This window comes from Paenibacillus bouchesdurhonensis (genome assembly GCF_900155685.1).
GTDB lineage: Bacteria > Bacillota > Bacilli > Paenibacillales > Paenibacillaceae > Fontibacillus > Fontibacillus bouchesdurhonensis.
Map to the genome: position 1 here is coordinate 812 of NZ_LT732548.1, position 18,356 is coordinate 19,167.

An 18,356-nucleotide genomic window follows, 5' to 3' on the forward strand; every position below is an offset into this window, starting at 1 on the left:
GGTTGCCTACGTATTACTCACCCGTCCGCCGCTAAGTTATTTCGGAAGCAAGCTTCCAAAATAACTTCGCTCGACTTGCATGTATTAGGCACGCCGCCAGCGTTCGTCCTGAGCCAGGATCAAACTCTCCATTAAAGGTGAAAGGAAGTTTTACCCGAAGGCAATTTCTCTTTCAGCTAAGTGTTTGACTTGCTCATTTTGAATCTGACGAGATCAGATTTGCATCTGACTCTATTTTTAGATTTCACTTCCGTGAAACCCGCTCACTCGTTGTTCAGTTTTCAAAGATCAACTTTGTTTCTCTTGCGTCGCCGTGTTTCAGTGGCAACTTTCTAATCATACATCACCGGGCAATAAATTGCAAGCTTTATTTTCTTATTGCTTGTAAAGCTCTCATTTAAGCTTGTAATTAACGACCGGATATATAATATATCATCTTTTCTATATAGGTGCAAGCTTTTAAACCTGTTTTTTTAATCCAATTTCATCCATGAATTAATCATTTGAACTAATCATTTTGATCCCTATTGCTTTGCTGCTTCTACATTCTAATATAAGTACAACGAGCCCAGCTCATAGAAGCCAGGCTCGTCTCATCTAAATTATTCAGAACGCATATGCGGGAACAACAGCACGTCCCGTATTGAAGCGGAGTCGGTCAACAGCATAACAAGACGGTCGACGCCGATGCCAAGTCCGCCGGTTGGCGGCAAGCCATATTCCAGAGCATGGATGAAATCATTATCCATCTCATGCGCCTCATCATTGCCGTGCTCACGCTCCAGCAGTTGAGCTTCGAATCGTTGGCGTTGATCGATCGGATCATTCAATTCGGTAAATGCATTCGCGTGCTCACGCGCTACAATAAACAGTTCGAAGCGGTCTGTAAAGCGCGGATCCTCTTCGTTCTTCTTCGCAAGCGGCGAAATTTCCACCGGATGTCCATATACGAACGTTGGTTGAATGAGCGTCTCCTCCACAAATTCCTCGAAGAACGCGTTTAGAATATGTCCGAACGTCATATGAGGCTCTACTGGTACTTTGTGTTCTTTCGCCAGGCGATGGGCTTCTTCGTTACTCATCTGAACGCCGAAATCAACACCCGTTACTTCCTTAACTGCATCGACCATAGAAACACGGCGCCACTGTGGAGTCAGGTCTACTTCCTTACCTTGATAATGAACGACCTTCGTGCCCAGCACTTCCTCAGCGATATGAGCAATCATATTCTCCGTCAATGCCATAATATCTTTGTAATCCGCGTAGGCTTCATACAATTCAATCATCGTAAATTCCGGGTTGTGGCGAGTAGACACGCCTTCATTCCGATATACCCGGCCAATCTCATACACCTTCTCCAAACCGCCGACAATAAGGCGCTTCAGATGGAGCTCAATCGCAATACGCATATAAAGTTCCATATCCAACGCATTGTGATGCGTAACAAATGGTCGCGCCGCAGCACCGCCAGCAATGCTGTGCAGGGTTGGCGTCTCCACTTCCAAGTATCCAAGCGAGTCCAGGTAACGACGCATCGATTGGATAATGCGGGAGCGTTTAATAAATGTTTGCTGAACTTCCGGGTTCACGATCAAGTCAACATAGCGCTGGCGATACCGCAGTTCAACATCCTTCAGGCCGTGGTATTTGTCCGGCAGCGGATAAAGCGATTTAGACAGAATCTCCAGGTCGGTAACCTTTATTGTCGTTTCGCCCGTCTTCGTTTTGAATACTTCCCCGCGAACACCTACGATATCCCCAAGATCCAGAAGACTGAAGGCTGCATACTTCACTTCAGGCACGCTGTCCTGACGAACATAAATTTGGATTTTACCGCTAAGATCCTGAAGATGAGCAAAGCTTGCTTTACCCATTCCACGTTTTGCCATGACCCGGCCAGCGATCGATACCTCTACCTTCTTCTCCTCAAGCTCTTCCTTCGTCATGCTGTCATATTGCTGCAAAATAGCCCCTGCCATATGAGTACGCACATATTTTTTTCCGAAAGGGTCGATTCCTAGGCCACGAAGCTCGTCCAATTTATCGCGGCGAATCTGCAGCAGCTCGCTGATTTCGATTTCTTGTTCCTGAGAGTTATGTTCCTCGCTCATGATTATGCTCCACTCCTTCTACAACTTAATTTCACAACTTATATTTAGCTTAAGCTTGCATATATGCACACAACTGGAAGGCATCTGATAACAGTGAAAAAAGCCTCCCCTGGGGAAGCTCTTTCAATCAAAATACCGCCCTATTTCTTGATATCTACAATTTTATATTGAATCACGCCTGCTGGAACAGTTACGTCTACGATCGCGCCCTTCTGCTTACCGAGGATCGCTTTGCCTACAGGACTTTCATTTGAAATTTTATTCTGCAGCGGATCGGACTCAGCCGTTCCAACAATCGCGTATTCCATCGTATCGCCGAACTCCAAATCCTCCACAGTTACCGTTGAACCGATGCTAACCGTGTCGGTATCGATCTCGTCATTATTAATGATACGGGCGTTGCGCAGCATTTTTTCAAGGGTAATAATGCGGCCCTCAATAAATGCCTGCTCATTCTTCGCATCCTCATATTCCGAGTTCTCGCTGATATCGCCATAACCGATGGCAACTTTAATACGCTCTGCTACCTCGCGGCGTTTAACAGACTTCAAATTCTCAAGCTCTTCTTCCAATCTCTTCAGACCATCTTGTGTAAGAATAACTTCTTTATCGCTCATCTCAACCGATTCTCCTGTCATGGAAATAATTTTCGCACTATGCGCGCGGTCATGGGCTCCTTCATTATAAATACCTTCCGCAACGGATGGATCCAATTAAGGTCATCTATTACACCTGCGAGGGCCCGAGTTGCCGCTTTGCCACGGCCGTGAAAATTCACGCATCATTTGAGAATATCATATGCAAACTCATGGAGCTCAGACCACCCCATGTTGTGGAAGTTATCTCCTGAGGCGAATTTATACTGAGAAATTATAGGTGAACCCTTTCAAAATGTCAATGACAGTACAATTTTCAAATGTAAACGTTTCATGAAGGTTATCTACGCTGAAAAAATACTGTTGTTGTCCCGTACGCAAATTAAGCAGATTCAGCTGGGTCGGAACTCTCACTTGATACGTTAGCGACAAAATTCTCAAGAATTCGTACCATCTCATCCCGCTTGGTCTCTTCCATGATAACGTCCTTGATTCGAGCCGCGCCCTTCATGCTTTTCAGATACCAGGCCAAATGCTTTCGCATTTCCCGTACAGCGACGTTCTCGCCCTTGAGAGCTGCCAAACGATCCATATGAAGAATCGCGATGCGAATCTTCTCCTCCGCCCCCGGTTCAGGCAGCAGTTCACCTGTCTTAAGATACTCCACCGTACGATAAAGCATCCACGGATTCCCAAGTGCGCCGCGGCCGATCATGACGCCGTCGCATCCGGTCTGCTCCAGCATCCGCTTCGCATCCTCCGGCGTGACGACATCCCCGTTCCCAATAACAGGAATCGACACAGCTTCTTTAACCTGTTTGATAAAGCTCCAGTCCGCTTTCCCCGTATACAGCTGCTCCCGGGTACGGCCGTGAACACTGACCGCCTTGCCCCCGGCTTGTTCTACCGCCTTCGCATTATCCACCACATAAATATGCTCGGCATCCCAACCGATCCGCATTTTAACGGTCACCGGCTTGCTAACGGCATTCACTACTGCGGATACCATCTCATAGATTTTATTCGGATCAAGCAGCCAACGCGCTCCAGCATCGCATTTTGTAACCTTTGGAACGGGGCAGCCCATATTAATATCAATAATGTCGGCATTCGTCTCCTGATCGACGACCTTTGCCGCCTCTACCAGTGATTCGCGATCCCCGCCAAAAATCTGCAGGCTGAGCGGTTTCTCCCGCTCGTCCACAAACAGCATTTCTTTCGTACGCTTATTCCCATGGATGATCGCTTTATCACTGACCATCTCTGCGCACACAAGGCCTGTTCCAAATTCTTTGGCAATCAGTCGGAAGGCTGGATTACATACGCCCGCCATCGGCGCAAGCACAACCTGGTTCTTCATTTCAATATCGCCGATTTTCAGCATAAGATCCCCTCCTAGTTATATTATTGTCGAGCTTTCTCGGAAGTTGTAGCATTTCCCCTGCAAAACGATTTATTTTGAAGACTTCAATTCGGACAACGAAATGCCCAAAACGTCCACAATTTTAATTAAAATTTGATCTTCAGCGCGTCGGTTCCCACGTTCAATAGCTCCTAGGACGGCAAGTGATACGCCGGATTGCTCCGCAAGCTGCTGCTGTGTGAACCCCTTCAGTTTTCGAAAAGCCCGGATTCGCTGCGCCAGTTGCAAGTTTTCCAATAACGTACGCCTTCCTTTCCACTCATGCTGATTAATGCTTCTTGGGTGCGTCGGTATAAACCGGAAGATTCCCCCTCTGAAACGATGTCTGTCAAGGGAACAAGTACAAAAGCACGCTCCATCATCCGCGGATGCGGCAAAGTCAATAATGGGGTGTCTATGTTTTGGCCTTCTACCCATAACAGATCCAAATCCACAGTCCGCGGCCCGAAGCGGATTAACCGCTCGCGTCCAAGCTCAAGCTCAATATGCTGCATGACAGTCAGCAGCGCTTCAGGATTCAACGTTGTCTGTACCGCCGCAGCCATATTTACAAAACAGGGCTGATCCAGATACCCTACGGGATCAGTCTCGTACAACTTGGAGTAGCGAAGCACCTTAATTTCCGGGTGGGCATCCAGCCGGTTCAGCGCCTCCATCAACGTCGCCTCTCGGTCACCAAGGTTGGCCCCTAAAGCAATATAAGCCTCTGAGGTTCCAGAGGTCGGATGTGTATTCATCGCACGTCTCACCTTCTAGATCGGTGTATTTCCACCGTCACACCTTCAAAATGAATATCAAATGGCGGATGCGGCTTCGTAACATGAACCGTTAACGCATCTATCATAGTATAAGTGTCCAAAACAGAGGATGCAATATGTTCTGCAAGTGCTTCGATTAATTTGAAACTTTTTCTTTCGACAATTCCCCGCAGCAGTTCATGGATTTCGGCATAGTTCACCGTTTTGCTCAAATCGTCGGTCTGCCCGGCTTCCCGCAAGTCCAACTCTAACTCCAAATCGACATAGAAGCGCTGGCCGAGCTTGCGCTCTTCCTCAAAAACACCATGGTAGCCGTAATATTCCATGCGCCTTAGCACCATTTTATCCATTATTTATCCACCCTTTCTTTTCCTGATCACCAAACTATACTTCGTTAAATCATCCACTCTAAATATAAACAATGGAATCGCACATTTTAGCCATGCGTTTCATTTCCTTCACATCATGAACCCGCATGATTTGACAGCCTTGGGCGATGCCCAGCGCTACCGTTGCTGCCGTTCCCATAATCAGCTCATCTACCGGCAAATCTAGCGTAGTACGGATAAATCTTTTTCGGGACGTGCCCAGCAAAAGAGGAAAGCCCAGCTTCATCAGCCGATCCAGTTCCTTCATCACACGCAAATTTTCATCATAGTCTTTCGCGAACCCAATCCCCGGGTCAAGTATAATCTGCTCATCCCTAACTCCGGCTCGCCGTGCAATCTCCACGCTATCCAGCAGATCCGCTTCTATATCCTGCATTAAGTCCCGATAGTCCCGATCCTGACGGTTATGCATTAAAATGACGGGACATTGATACTCCGCTGCCACTTCTGCCATGAGCGGGTCTGCCTTGCAGCCCCATATATCATTGATGATATGAGCGCCTGCAGCAAGCGACCGTCTCGCCACCTCGGCTTTATACGTATCCACAGATATCGGAATTTGAGGGGCTTGGCGGTGTATGGCCTCTACAATAGGTATAACCCGCTCCAACTCCTCCTCTAACGACACGGGGTCATGACCCGGACGGGTCGATTCCCCGCCAATATCGATCATATCCGCTCCGTCACGGATCATTTCAAGCGCATGAGCAACGGCCCGGTCTATATGATTATATCGCCCGCCATCGGAGAAGGAATCAGGGGTTACGTTTAAAATCCCCATGATTAATGTCCGTCCGCCGAGCTTTAGCTCCGTATCGCCACATTGATAAGTTCGTTGATACAACGTAGGCTGCATATTATTTTGCGATCTCCCTTCTATCCTTTTATCTTTGTTGCCTTGTATCCTCTGCCTTCTATACGCCAGTGCTGCCTCTATAGCTATCTAAAAGCATTTCCGTAATAGGCCCAATCATTCCAGCCCCTATCGAATATCTCAAGCCTTCCGGCTCAACTAATGTCGTTACTGGCACCAGCTCCTGAATTGAATTCGTTAGGAAAATCTCCTCCGCCGCAACCAGTTCATCCCAAGTATAGCGCCCCTCTTCATATTGCAGACCTTGACGCCTGGCGAGCTCCATCACAAAGGTTCGAGTAATTCCGGGTAAAATGCCTGTTCCGATCTCGGGCGTAAATAATTTTCCTCCGCGCACAAAAAATAAATTGCTGACGATTCCCTCCGCCAAATGTCCTTCAGCCGTCAAGAGCAATCCTTCGGGCGCACCCTTTGGACGGGAGTCCCTGCTTAACCCCGCCAGCTCGCGCTTGGCCAGGATATTATTCATATAGTGGAGCGACTTGTGCCTAATCTTGCCCTCCGGCGTATTGCGGGGCGTGGTTAAACACCATAACTCCTTGCCCTTTATATACAGCTCAGAATCCAATTCCGGCAATGGCTTCACATATATAATGACGGATGGCTCCGCGTAATCTTCCGGCGGCAAGCCAAGCGGCCCCGCTCCCGCCGACACCGTCAGCCGAATATATCCATCCAGCAATTCATTGGCCTCCAGCAATTGAGCGATCTCGAATCGCAGCAGCTCTTCCCGCGTATCATAACGTATGCCTAGATCACGGCAGCCTCCACGAAGTCTTTCTAAATGCCGATCCAGTAAAAATGGTTGTCCCCGATACGTTCGGAACGTCTCGAACAGTCCCATTCCGTACATGAAGCCGTGATCCATTACGGATATCACGGCTTCAGCAGCTGGGGTAGGAACTCCATTCACCCCAATATAATTCATACCCCTGCCCCCGCCTTGCGGTTCAGGAAGTTGCGAAGAATTTGATGGCCGTGATCGGTAATAATCGATTCCGGATGGAATTGAACTCCTTCGACGGCATATGTTTTATGGCGCAAACCCATAATTTCGCCTTCTTCAGTCTCAGCGGTAATCTCCAAACAGTCCGGGAGGCTGGAGCGTTCCATGATCAGCGAATGATAGCGGGTAGCGGTAAACGGTGAGGGGAGTCCCGTAAATACAGACTCGCCCTTATGATGGATCGGCGATGTCTTACCATGCATCAGTCGTTCCGCCCGCACGACCTTGCCTCCAAAGGCTTGACCAATGGCCTGATGGCCCAGACACACGCCAAAGATCGGGATCGCTCCCTTGAACCGTTCAATAACATCTAAGGTAATACCAGCCTCATTTGGCGTACAAGGCCCCGGAGACAGTAGAATGTGATCGGGCTTCAGCTCTTCGATGCCTTGCAAATCAATTTCATCATTTCGGCGTACAATGATTTCTTCCCCAAGCTCGCCCAAATACTGTACGAGATTGTACGTAAAAGAATCGTAATTATCGATAACCAGTATCATAACTTCATCCCCTGTCTTTGGCCTTCCGCGGCGATTTCCTCACTCAACCCGACCGCCATCGTGATAGCTCTGGCTTTATTATGGCATTCCCTGTATTCCCGATAAGGCTCGGAATCAATGACGATTCCTGCGCCGACCTGAATATGTCCTACGCCGTCCTTAACGACCAGCGTACGTATAATAATATTTAATTCCATATTTCCGTTGTAGTCAATCCACCCCATTGCACCGGTATATGGCCCGCGGGTCACAGGCTCCAGCTCCTCGATAATCTCCATCGTCCTGACCTTCGGAGCACCTGTAATAGTTCCCCCTGGAAATACGGCAGCAATTACGTCAAATGGGGTCTTCCCTGCGTCCAGCTGCCCCTCCACCTGAGACACCAGATGCATGACATGGGAATAGTACTCGATAACCATCAGCTCGCTGGCCTTTACCGTACCGTACTTAGACACGCGCCCCAAGTCGTTGCGCAGCAAATCAACAAGCATAATATGCTCTGCGCGCTCCTTCTCGCTGCCCAGCAGCTCGCGAGCCATTGCCTCGTCCTCTTCTATCGTAGCGCCACGGCGCCGCGTACCGGCGATAGGACGGGTGGCCATCTTTCCTTGCTCCAGCTTTACAAGCAGCTCCGGCGAGACGGAGACGAGCTGAAAATCGGGAAAGCGAAGCAAACCCATATAAGGAGATGGATTCAACAATCTCAACCATTCATAAATCTCCTCCGGCGCAGTTGTGAGAGGAATGCCACGACGCAAGGACAAATTCACCTGAAACACGTCGCCCGCCGCAATATACTCCTGCACCTGGCGTACAGCTGCTTCAAAATCCTTTTGGACAAAAGAGATGGAAGAGGAGCGCTCCAAAATATCGTCCCACTCGGCCGACGAAGCATCTCTTGCCGCTAGTGCAGCTTGCCGACCCTTTGCTTTTCCCGCCAAGGCTCCATGCTCAGCCTCATATAATATCTCATTCCATCGATCCAGCATCAGCGATGCCCGCCGCCCTGCCCCTTCAAATGCCTCGGCCAGTGGCAAAGTAGAGTTTCCCGCTCCGACAGGATAATGAACGATCGCGTATACCTCGCCATACTCGTGGTCGAACACCCATAGCTCTTCCATACGCATCCATATATAATCGTCGATCTGGAGATCATCCTCAGCCATAACCGGAAGACGTTCAAGAGAGTGGGCAACATCATAACTAAGGTACCCTACCCCGCCTCCGCTGAATTTAGGCAGTCCGGGAAGCGCAGGAGATATAAAAGGCTTCAACCACTCGCGGAGTACATCCAACGGCCGTCCTTCGACTTGTACAATTTGACCTGTAGGGACGTCCTCGATGCGAGCCGTGTTCCCTTTTCCACGAATGATCGATAACGGCTCCAATCCGAGAAAAGTATACCGACCGTCCTTGCCGCTCTCAAGCACAAAGGAGTACGGATGCGCCTTATCCCAAGCCTGCGCCCAATCGTTTGGCAGGCGGGAGCCCGATTTCATTTTGACAACATAGGGAAGCACCGTCCAGTTTCCTTCCGCAGCCCAGTTCTCCCAATGCTCCCATCCTGTAATGATAACCATGCTATGTCATTACCTCCAGCCCTTCATGCTTTCTTGTTGCTAGCTAGTATACTAGAACCTTATTCTGTTGAACATCCCTACACCACATGCAATATGTGCAAAAAGCAAAGACTTGCACAAAACATATAATAACCCCCATACCGTCTAACACAAGCGGTTGGGGGTCATTCAATTTATTGGAGCCGCAGCTCTTAACCTTCGAAATTGTACAGCGGCGTGCTCAGGTAACGTTCGCCGTTACTTGGAACAACAGCCACGACGCGTTTGCCTTTACCCAGCTCTTTAGCTACTTTAAGGGCAGCGAAGATCGCCGCACCGGAGGAAATCCCGGAAAGAATACCTTCCTCTTTAGCAACGAGACGGGCTTGCTCGAACGCTTCGTCGTTCTCTACATGAATGATCTCATCATAGATTTCACGATTCAGAATTTCAGGGACGAAGTTAGCCCCCAGGCCTTGGATTTTATGCGGCCCAGGCTTGCCACCCGAGAGGATTGGAGAAGCGGCTGGCTCGACAGCAAAAATCTTAATCTCTGGGAAACGCTTCTTCAATACTTCGCCAGCACCCGTAATCGTACCGCCTGTTCCGATCCCCGCTACGAATGCATCCAGCTTACCGTCAAGGGAATCAATCGCTTCAACGATTTCCGGACCCGTCGTCTCGCGGTGAATTTTCACATTCGCCTGCGTTCTGAACTGATCGGCTAGGAAATAGTCCGGATTCTCAGACAGGATTTGCTCAGCCTTCTTCACGGCACCATTCATGCCTTCGGCTCCCGGAGTCAATACAAGCTCGGCTCCATAAGCACGCAGCAGGTTGCGGCGCTCAATACTCATCGTCTCAGGCATAACGATAACCGCTTTATATCCTTTAGCTGCAGCAACAAGCGCCAGCCCAATTCCGGTATTACCGCTAGTTGCTTCGATAATCGTTCCGCCCGGCTTCAGTTTGCCCGCTTTCTCAGCTTCTTCCACGATGCTGATCGCAATCCGATCCTTAACGCTGGCGCCCGGGTTTTGGTATTCCAGCTTCACATAAATTTCTGCGCTATCCTCCGGTACAATGCGATTCAAGCGGACAAGCGGCGTATCCCCGATCAAATCTGTTACGTTGTTAACGATTCTAGCCATACGAAAACCTCCCTGAATTGTTAAAAATATAATAATTAAGGTTGCAGGACAATCTAATCTAGTTGCAAAAAAACGAAAGAGGAGTGGAATTTTCTACGTTTCTCCTGCCCTCATTTATTTCCGAGTAATTAAGTTGGTATTGTTCTTTCATTATCTTAACAATCAGCGGTGGCAGTTGTCAAGAATGGATATTAAAAAAACTTTGCCGCTCTCCCCATCTTCCGAGAACGACAAAGTATTGAGATATTTCCGATATTATTTCTTAGTCTGAGCCTGAAGCTCAGCGATTCTCTCCGGGCTGAATTTATAAGCCTCATTGCAGAAGTCGCAGACGACTTCAATCTCTTTATTCTCCTCCAGAATCTCAGTAAGCTCCTCATGGCCCAGACTGATTAGTGTACGTTCCACGCGTTCAACCGAGCAGTTGCAGGAGAATACTACCTCAGATTCGTCCAGAAGATTAAAGTCCGGCACGATCCAGCTCAGCATCTCCTCTAACTCGAGCCCTTGATCCAGGAGAGAGGTTACAGGTGGAAGCTGGCCGATCGCCCGCTCGATCGCATCGATATCCTGATCGCTCAGCCCAGGCAGCAGTTGAATAATGAAGCCGCCCGCTACAATAACGGACGAATCAGCGTCTACAAGCACACCTAGCCCTACGGCTGACGGTGTTTGCTCTGATACGGCAAAATAATACGTAAAATCCTCTCCGAGCTCACCGGAAATAAGCGGAACACTTCCCCGATAAGGCTCTTTGAGACCCAAATCCTTGGTTACATGAATAAAACCCGTCGTACCGACGGCTCCAGCCACATCCAGCTTGCCCTGGCTATTGCTAGGCAACTGCACATGGGGATTTGTAACATAGCCTCGAACCTCGCAGTTGGCGTTCGCATCGGCAATGATTTGCCCGATCGGCCCATCGCCCTTAACTTGTACCGTAAGCTTCTCATCCCCTTTGAGCATAGCGCCCATCATCGTCGCCGCCGTGACGGTTCGCCCCAGAGCAGCTGTCGTGGTGGGGTAAGTATCATGGCGACGGCGCAGTTCTTCTACAAGCGCCGTCGTGCGTACAGCAAACGCACGAACCTTGCCGTTCATGGCTGTTCCCCGAATTAAGCGATCCTTCTCTTGCTCCGTTCCCATTAGATGTGAAGCCTCCTCTTCTTGATATTCTGGTCACTGATCACTGATTACGTTCGTATATGATGCGCAGCCCTTCCAGTGTAAGGAGCTGGTTTACTTCCTGAATCGAATCTGCCTCGCTGGCAATCAACTCCGCCAGCCCACCGGTCGCAATCACTTTTAGCTCGGCATTCATCTCCCGGCGAATCCGATTCACGATGCCATCCACTTGTCCTGCGTAGCCGAAAATGATCCCGGATTGCATGGCATGAACGGTATTGCGGCCAATGACCTTCTTCGGCTTCTCCAGCTCGACCCGGGGCAGCTTGGATGCACGCTGATACAGCGCCTCCGTGGAAATGCCGATGCCCGGAACAATGGCTCCGCCCAAATAATTGCCCGCAGCATCGATACAATCGAATGTCGTAGCCGTACCAAAGTCGACGACAACGAGCGGGCCACCATACTGCTCTACCGCAGCCACGGCATTAACGATGCGATCCGCCCCGACCTCGCGCGGATTCTCGTAACGCAGATTAAGTCCCGTTTTGATGCCCGGCCCGACAATCAATGGTTTTTTTCGCAAATATTTCTCGCATAGCTCTTCCAAGACATGCATCAATGGAGGGACAACCGAGGAAATGATGACCCCCTCAATATCGCCTACAGCGATTTTGGACATTTGAAATAAATTGTGAATTTTTACCCCGTATTCATCGGCTGTCGACTGCCTATTGGTACTAAGTCGAAAATGGTGAAGCAGCTCTCGGCTCCTGTAGATTCCTAGTACAATATTTGAGTTGCCTACATCTACCACAACGAACATGCTGCTTTACCCCTCTTTCTTCTCGTTCAGATCTAGACTAATGTCCAGACTGTCAAAAGAATATGTCAGCCTTCCAACGGAAATGACATCCACCCCGCTCACGGCGATCCCATGAATCGTCTGCAAGGATACGTTGCCGGATGCTTCCACAGTGACATGAGGCGCCCTTGTCTTAATACGGCGCACGGCCTCCTTCATCAGCTCTGGAGTCATATTATCCAGCATAATGATATCTGCTCCCGCAGACAAGGCCTCGTCCACCTGCTCCAAATTCTCCGTCTCGACCTCGATCGTCATCGTATGCGGAATAGCCGCGCGCGCCCGCTGTACCGCAGGCACAATGCCGCCCGCCCCTTTTATATGATTATCTTTGATCATCACCGCATCATACAATCCAAAGCGATGGTTGGAACCGCCGCCTACCCGCACTGCATATTTCTCCAGCATTCGGTGCCCTGGCGTTGTCTTCCGTGTGTCCACGAGCCTTACAGGCAATCCCTGCAATGCATCAACATATTGATGCGTCCGCGTCGCTATTCCCGATAAGCGCTGCAGTAAATTCAAGGCAAGCCGTTCTCCAGTAAGAATGCTATGCGTGCTGCCCTCGACCTGAGCCAATACCGTCCCTTTGCTGACGACATGGCCATCCTTCACCAAAGACTTGAATGAAAGCGAGGGATCCACCACATCAAAGACAAGAGCAGCAACCGGCATCCCAGCCGCAATTCCGTCTTCCTTGGCATGAATAATTCCTTTGGACTGATGTCCGGACGGCACGGTTACAGCTGCCGTAATATCGCCTGAGCCGACGTCCTCCCTAAGCCAGTGGCGAATGGAATCCACTAAGCCTTCGTTATATCCATTAAACATCATCGCTCGTTTCCTCCAACATTCCTTTTTCCCGTTGCTGTAAAATATGCTTGCGCCATCCTGCATCGTCACGCTGCGGGTGATCCTCGCGATAATGACCGCCACGGCTTTCCTTGCGAGCTAATGCCGACTCGGTCAGCAAAAGTGCGCATGTCAGCATATTAGCATACTCCCACTGCTCCCGGGTATGTAAAGCCGCTCTGAAGATCGGCAGCTGACGTCGCAGCTCCTCCAATCCCTTAACCAGCCCTTCCTCGCTTCGACGCAAACCGACTTGACGCACCATCACCTTCTGGAGCTTCAAGCGCCGTTCCACAATCGGCTGCATCACAGCATCGTGTCGCTCTGATAGACATTTTATCCCCTCTCCGGTTCTAGTCAAGGGGGGCAACTGCTGAATACGTTCGATAATGCGACGGCCGAACACGATTGCTTCGGACAAAGAATTGCTCGCTAGCCGATTCGCCCCGTGCACCCCGGTAGATGACACCTCCCCGCAGGCAAACAAGCGATGAACACTAGTCTCGCCTTGAAGGCCGGTACGAACCCCTCCCATCATATAATGCGCAGCTGGAGCCACAGGAATCCAATCCGTCGTCATATCGAGCCCGTATCCGATGCAAGTATCATGAATCGTGGGAAACCGGTTCTTGACTGTCTCCGAGGCCTCGTGCGTAATATCCAAATAGACAAAGCTCGATTTCGTCTCTTCCATCTCGTTGACAATGGCCCGCGCCACGATGTCGCGAGGGGCAAGCTCCAGCAGCTCATGGTATTTGTCCATGAACCGCTCACCCTTAATGTTGCGCAACACGGCGCCTTCCCCGCGAACCGCCTCGGATATTAAGAAGCGCGGTGCCCCGGGATAACAGAGTGAAGTCGGATGGAATTGAATGAACTCCATATCCCGAATAACGGCCCCCGCCCGGTAAGCCATAGCCACCCCATCACCTGTAGCAACATCTGGGTTAGTCGTATAACGATATAGTTGACCCGCTCCGCCCGAACATAGAATAGTGGCAAGACCCCGTAGGAACACGCGCTGTCCGTCCGGTCGCTGCACGAGTGCTCCAATGCACTCATTCTCCTCCGTAATCAGATCAATGACGAAGTGCTCGTTCCAAATCTCGATGTTAGGATGCCCAGCAGCCTGCTCGGACAACGCACGAACAATCTCATAGCCTGTCGCATCCCCGTTGGCATGCAGAATGCGGCGATGACTGTGAGCTCCTTCCCTTGTCAAAGCAAGCTCTCCGTTCTCTACATCGAAGGCCGTACCGAGCGTGATTAATTCCTTCACTCCCTCAGGGCCTTCATTAACTAGAATATCCACCGAGGCCGAAGAGCATAGCCCAGCTCCGGCCATCAGCGTATCCTGTCTGTGATATTCCGGCGAATCCTCCTCCGAAATAACCGCAGCAATGCCTCCTTGGGCATATCGTGTATTGCTCTCCAGCAGCGCCTTCTTAGTAATAACGATGACGCGATGCTTCTCGCTTGCTTTAATGGCTGTAAACAGTCCGGCAATGCCTGACCCAATGACGATGACGTCCGTATCGACGACAGGCAGTTCACTCATATCAAAATCAACCAAATATCGTGGTATCATTACACAGGTCACCTATCTTGAACAAGAGAGTAGCGCATGCTACTTGACTTGTAACATGCGCTCTAGAGAAGTTCTGGCTTTATCGGCTACGGCAGGCGGCACGTAAATCTGCGGCTGCATCGTCTCCAAGCATTTGACCAGTTTTTTCAAGTTATTGACTTTCATATTTGGACAGACCAGGAATTTCGTAGCGAAATGGAACGTTTTGTCGGGACTATCCTTACGCAGTTGATACCCTGTTCCATCTTCCGTACCGACGATGAACTCCTTGCTGCTGGAATTTCTGCAATATTCTAAAATCGCTGTCGTACTGCCGACAAAGTCTCCCATGGCAACTACTTCAGGACGGCACTCCGGATGAACTACGAACTCTGCATTAGGGTGCTTCGCTCTCATCTCTACTACATCTTTCACAGTTAACATATCATGCGTGTTGCAATAGCCTTCCCAGATAATCATCTTTTTGTCGGTATGCTGCTGCACATAGTGGCCCAAGTTCTTGTCCGGCACCCAAATGATTTCATCGGCATCAATCGAGTTGATGACCTTAACCGCATTGGAAGACGTACAGCAAATATCCGTCTCGGCTTTGATCTCGGCGGAAGAGTTAATATACGTCACGACCTTGGCATTCGGATGCTGGGCCTTCAATTTGCGCAGACCATCTACGTTGACCATGTCTGCCATCGGGCAGCCCGCACGTTCATCGGGAATCAACACCGTCTTGTTCGGCGCTAAAATCTTGGCGCTTTCCCCCATGAAATGCACACCGCAAAATACGATCGTATCTGCGTCGGTCGACGCTGCTTTCTGAGCCAGCAAGAAAGAGTCGCCCCGAAAATCGGCAACCTCCTGGATTTCATCACGCTGATAATAATGCGCCAATATAATGGCATTGCGTTCCTTCTTTAATTGAAACAGTCTCTCCCGCAGTTCGCGGTTCATTTCCGCCTTACGCTCTAATGCCAGAGCTTCCACGATGATCCTCCCCCTTAATCCATTTATCCGCCTTTTCTCTCTATGCAGCGGGAATACATAACTTAGCCATCATTGTTATTGTCCACGGCTCCCTGGCAAAAAAAGAAGAACGTATAAATTTTCACGTTGCTCGTCATGAAATTGCCAAGGATGTGAAATTCGGTACGTTCTTATTTGCGCCAAACCGAATGTTTCACTTCATTGTCACATTACGTTGTTCAACAACTAATTTACACAAGGAGGGTATCCCTGTCAATCGACCTGAAACCATTATCCATTAAAATTAAAGATAAATAACCGATTTTACCTACTTTCGGCTGACAATAAAGCACCGAAGCAAAAAAAGACAGCCCCTAGTAGAATATCTACGCGGGCTGCCTTGATTCTTTTGCATGTCAGATTAGACGGTTGGATTGTTGTTTCCGGAATTCTTATCCGGGTCTTCTCCGTCAGGACGGTCAGCATTTGGCAAATCGTTCACCGTTCCGTCCGGTGTATCCACGACTGGATCGCTCGTAACATCACTAGCCGATCCACCCGGTACATCATTAGGGATGTCACCGGTCGGAATGCCTGACGCGTTAGGAGAGCCATCTTCCGGCTTGCCTTGAATACGAACACGCACATCGCCGATATTATCGACGACCGGCTCGCCAGACTCACTCGATCCGCTGCTGCCTTCGCCGCCCTCTTCAGGCTCAAGCAATTTACCATGCTCAATCAATTGCTTGATTTGCTCCAGCTCCAGCGTCTCCTTCTCAAGCAAGGTTTGTGCGATGAGATGCACTTCTTTGGAATGCTTGGTCAGGAGCTCCTTACAACGTTCATACATCTCCGTAATAAAACGATGCATTTCCTGATCGATTTCATAAGCTATTTGATCACTGTAGTTCTGTTCGTGGCCGATATCGCGGCCCAGGAATACCTGGCCTTGCGAAGTACCGAATTGCATCGGTCCGAGCTTCTCGCTCATCCCGTATTCCACGATCATGCTGCGCACAATGCCTGTCGCTTGCTGAAAGTCACTATACGCACCCGTGCCGATCTCGCCGATGAACAGCTCCTCGGCAACACGGCCGCCAAGGAGACCCGTTACTTTGTCAAGCAGCTCCTGCTTCGTGACAAGCATCCGGTCTTCCTTCGGAAGCATAATGACATAACCGCCAGCACGACCGCGCGGAATAATCGTTACTTTGTGTACCATATCCGCATGCTCCAGGAAGTAGCCGACAATCGTATGGCCTGCTTCATGGTATGCAACGATTCGTTTCTCGCGATCACTGATCACACGGCTGCGCTTCTCTGTACCTACGATGACGCGATCGATCGCTTCATCAACTTCCCTCATCGAAATATCCTTGCGGTTACGACGTGCTGCCAGGAGAGCTGCTTCATTCAACAGGTTCGCCAAATCGGCACCAGTAAAGCCTGTCGTACGCTTCGCAATAATATCCAGCCGGACATCATTGGTCAACGGCTTGTTGCGGGCATGTACCTTAAGTACCGCCTCACGGCCTCTCACATCCGGCCGGTCTACCGTAATTTGACGGTCAAAGCGTCCTGGACGCAGCAGCGCCGGATCAAGAATATCAGGACGGTTCGTCGCGGCAATGATAATAATTCCTTCATTGGCCCCGAATCCATCCATTTCTACAAGCAACTGATTAAGCGTTTGTTCCCGCTCGTCATGACCGCCGCCAAGGCCGGCGCCACGTTGACGACCGACAGCATCGATCTCATCAATAAAGATAATACAAGAAGATGTCTTCTTCGCGTTCTCGAACAAGTCACGTACCCGGGAAGCACCCACACCGACGAACATTTCTACGAAGTCGGAACCGGAAATACTAAAGAACGGAACCCCTGCCTCACCTGCCACAGCACGTGCAAGCAACGTCTTACCCGTACCCGGAGGCCCTACGAGCAATACACCCTTCGGAATACGTGCGCCAACCGCAGAGAACTTGCGCGGATCCTTCAAGAACTCGACAACTTCGACAAGCTCCTGCTTTTCTTCGTCCGCTCCAGCTACATCTTCAAATGTAACCTTCTTCTTCTCCTCGTTATACAGACGCGCCTTGCTCTTACCAAAGTTCATGACTTTGCCGCCGCCACCCTGCGCCTGATTAAACAGGAAGAAGAATAGAATGAACATAATCGCAAGCGGTAACAGCGATGTCAGGAACGTGAGCCATACGCTCTGCTCCCGCATCTTCTCCCAGCCCAGCTGGAAGCCGTTCTGTTCGCTTAATTCCGTGATCTCCTTCAAAGCATTCGGGTCGTAAGGAATATAGGTCGTGAAATTCGTCGTCTTGCTCTCTCCGACGGCTTGCTTATATTTACCGGTTACCAAATAAGCGTAACCGTCAAATTTCCCTGTAATTTCAGCGACATTATCGGCCTTCAATTGCTGACGCAATTGATCATATCTAGGGGTGTCGGCGGTTTCATTTGTGCCGGTAAGGATTTGTACAATGCCCACCACGACTAAGAAAAGTATTAAATAAAAACCAGAATTCCGGATGAACCGATTCATCCCCTGCCTCCTCTCAAAACAACTTAAGTTATTTTACCATAGTCC

At 49.8% G+C, this 18,356-nt stretch carries 17 protein-coding genes and 1 rRNA gene (1 of these 18 cut by a window edge); all 18 read right to left on the reverse strand.

All coding sequences use genetic code 11. From position 1 onward, the window contains the following. Nucleotides 1-210, reverse strand: a 23S ribosomal RNA gene (locus CZ379_RS27130); its annotated part reaches 811 nt to the left of the window's first position; the annotation flags it as partial. 392 nt (nucleotides 211-602) lie between these two features. Continuing rightward, a complete protein-coding gene (gene lysS, locus CZ379_RS04115) occupies nucleotides 603-2,111 on the reverse strand; it encodes a lysine--tRNA ligase (protein WP_110930489.1) in 1,509 nt (502 codons plus the stop codon). A 140-nt stretch (nucleotides 2,112-2,251) separates the two neighbouring features. Continuing rightward, nucleotides 2,252-2,728: a transcription elongation factor GreA gene (greA, locus tag CZ379_RS04120; RefSeq protein ID WP_110934238.1), complete on the reverse strand. Its 477-nt coding sequence runs from the start codon at nucleotides 2,726-2,728 to the stop codon at nucleotides 2,252-2,254. 361 nt (nucleotides 2,729-3,089) lie between these two features. Next, a complete protein-coding gene (gene dusB / locus CZ379_RS04125; RefSeq protein WP_110930490.1) occupies nucleotides 3,090-4,091 on the reverse strand; it encodes a tRNA dihydrouridine synthase DusB in 1,002 nt (333 codons plus the stop codon). Between the two features lie 69 nt (nucleotides 4,092-4,160). Beyond that, entirely contained in the window at nucleotides 4,161-4,367 is a 207-nt protein-coding gene (locus CZ379_RS04130) for a helix-turn-helix domain-containing protein (RefSeq protein ID WP_110930491.1), read from the reverse strand. Beyond that, nucleotides 4,319-4,867: a 2-amino-4-hydroxy-6-hydroxymethyldihydropteridine diphosphokinase gene (folK, locus tag CZ379_RS04135; protein WP_110930492.1), complete on the reverse strand. Its 549-nt coding sequence runs from the start codon at nucleotides 4,865-4,867 to the stop codon at nucleotides 4,319-4,321. The genes CZ379_RS04130 and folK overlap by 49 nt, the downstream gene beginning before the upstream one ends. 8 nt (nucleotides 4,868-4,875) lie before the next feature. Continuing rightward, entirely contained in the window at nucleotides 4,876-5,238 is a 363-nt protein-coding gene (gene folB / locus CZ379_RS04140; RefSeq protein WP_110930493.1) for a dihydroneopterin aldolase, read from the reverse strand. Nucleotides 5,239-5,296: 58 nt separating this feature from the next. Then, nucleotides 5,297-6,133: a dihydropteroate synthase gene (gene folP / locus CZ379_RS04145; protein WP_110930494.1), complete on the reverse strand. Its 837-nt coding sequence runs from the start codon at nucleotides 6,131-6,133 to the stop codon at nucleotides 5,297-5,299. Nucleotides 6,134-6,191: 58 nt separating this feature from the next. Beyond that, on the reverse strand, nucleotides 6,192-7,079 hold the full coding sequence (locus CZ379_RS04150) for an aminotransferase class IV (protein ID WP_110930495.1): 888 nt from the start codon (nucleotides 7,077-7,079) through the stop codon (nucleotides 6,192-6,194). Then, nucleotides 7,076-7,657 (reverse strand): aminodeoxychorismate/anthranilate synthase component II, encoded by a 582-nt coding sequence (pabA, locus tag CZ379_RS04155; RefSeq protein ID WP_110930496.1) that lies wholly within the window; start codon nucleotides 7,655-7,657, stop codon nucleotides 7,076-7,078. Before pabA ends, CZ379_RS04150 begins: the two co-directional genes overlap by 4 nt. Then, on the reverse strand, nucleotides 7,654-9,237 hold the full coding sequence (locus CZ379_RS04160; RefSeq protein WP_110930497.1) for an anthranilate synthase component I family protein: 1,584 nt from the start codon (nucleotides 9,235-9,237) through the stop codon (nucleotides 7,654-7,656). Before CZ379_RS04160 ends, pabA begins: the two co-directional genes overlap by 4 nt. Before the next feature lie 191 nt (nucleotides 9,238-9,428). Further along, nucleotides 9,429-10,367 carry a cysteine synthase A gene (cysK, locus tag CZ379_RS04165; RefSeq protein ID WP_110930498.1) on the reverse strand — a complete coding sequence of 313 codons (939 nt, stop codon included), beginning with the start codon at nucleotides 10,365-10,367 and terminating at the stop codon, nucleotides 9,429-9,431. A 255-nt stretch (nucleotides 10,368-10,622) separates the two neighbouring features. Further along, complete coding sequence (gene hslO, locus CZ379_RS04170; RefSeq protein WP_110930499.1) at nucleotides 10,623-11,513, reverse strand: Hsp33 family molecular chaperone HslO; 891 nt, start codon at nucleotides 11,511-11,513, stop codon at nucleotides 10,623-10,625. 40 nt (nucleotides 11,514-11,553) lie between these two features. Further along, nucleotides 11,554-12,318 carry a type III pantothenate kinase gene (locus tag CZ379_RS04175; RefSeq protein WP_110930500.1) on the reverse strand — a complete coding sequence of 255 codons (765 nt, stop codon included), beginning with the start codon at nucleotides 12,316-12,318 and terminating at the stop codon, nucleotides 11,554-11,556. Between the two features lie 6 nt (nucleotides 12,319-12,324). Next, complete coding sequence (gene nadC / locus CZ379_RS04180) at nucleotides 12,325-13,191, reverse strand: carboxylating nicotinate-nucleotide diphosphorylase (protein ID WP_110930501.1); 867 nt, start codon at nucleotides 13,189-13,191, stop codon at nucleotides 12,325-12,327. Beyond that, nucleotides 13,181-14,797, reverse strand: a complete 1,617-nt coding sequence (gene nadB, locus CZ379_RS04185) for an L-aspartate oxidase (protein ID WP_110930502.1) — start codon at nucleotides 14,795-14,797, stop codon at nucleotides 13,181-13,183. The genes nadC and nadB overlap by 11 nt, the downstream gene beginning before the upstream one ends. A gap of 39 nt (nucleotides 14,798-14,836) precedes the next feature. After that, nucleotides 14,837-15,775: a quinolinate synthase NadA gene (nadA, locus tag CZ379_RS04190; protein ID WP_110930503.1), complete on the reverse strand. Its 939-nt coding sequence runs from the start codon at nucleotides 15,773-15,775 to the stop codon at nucleotides 14,837-14,839. Nucleotides 15,776-16,175: 400 nt separating this feature from the next. Next, complete coding sequence (gene ftsH / locus CZ379_RS04195; protein WP_110930504.1) at nucleotides 16,176-18,311, reverse strand: ATP-dependent zinc metalloprotease FtsH; 2,136 nt, start codon at nucleotides 18,309-18,311, stop codon at nucleotides 16,176-16,178. Nucleotides 18,312-18,356: the final 45 nt, after the last annotated feature.

Coding starts and splice junctions, on each gene's coding strand:
- lysS (WP_110930489.1), bottom strand. CDS start 2,111: ATGAGCGAGGAACATAACTCTCAGGAACAAGAAATCGAAATCAGCGAG.
- greA (WP_110934238.1), bottom strand. CDS start 2,728: ATGAGCGATAAAGAAGTTATTCTTACACAAGATGGTCTGAAGAGATTG.
- dusB (WP_110930490.1), bottom strand. CDS start 4,091: ATGCTGAAAATCGGCGATATTGAAATGAAGAACCAGGTTGTGCTTGCG.
- folK (WP_110930492.1), bottom strand. CDS start 4,867: ATGAATACACATCCGACCTCTGGAACCTCAGAGGCTTATATTGCTTTA.
- folB (WP_110930493.1), bottom strand. CDS start 5,238: ATGGATAAAATGGTGCTAAGGCGCATGGAATATTACGGCTACCATGGT.
- folP (WP_110930494.1), bottom strand. CDS start 6,133: ATGCAGCCTACGTTGTATCAACGAACTTATCAATGTGGCGATACGGAG.
- CZ379_RS04150 (WP_110930495.1), bottom strand. CDS start 7,079: ATGAATTATATTGGGGTGAATGGAGTTCCTACCCCAGCTGCTGAAGCC.
- pabA (WP_110930496.1), bottom strand. CDS start 7,657: ATGATACTGGTTATCGATAATTACGATTCTTTTACGTACAATCTCGTA.
- CZ379_RS04160 (WP_110930497.1), bottom strand. CDS start 9,237: ATGGTTATCATTACAGGATGGGAGCATTGGGAGAACTGGGCTGCGGAA.
- cysK (WP_110930498.1), bottom strand. CDS start 10,367: ATGGCTAGAATCGTTAACAACGTAACAGATTTGATCGGGGATACGCCG.
- hslO (WP_110930499.1), bottom strand. CDS start 11,513: ATGGGAACGGAGCAAGAGAAGGATCGCTTAATTCGGGGAACAGCCATG.
- CZ379_RS04175 (WP_110930500.1), bottom strand. CDS start 12,318: ATGTTCGTTGTGGTAGATGTAGGCAACTCAAATATTGTACTAGGAATC.
- nadC (WP_110930501.1), bottom strand. CDS start 13,191: ATGATGTTTAATGGATATAACGAAGGCTTAGTGGATTCCATTCGCCAC.
- nadB (WP_110930502.1), bottom strand. CDS start 14,797: ATGATACCACGATATTTGGTTGATTTTGATATGAGTGAACTGCCTGTC.
- ftsH (WP_110930504.1), bottom strand. CDS start 18,311: ATGAATCGGTTCATCCGGAATTCTGGTTTTTATTTAATACTTTTCTTA.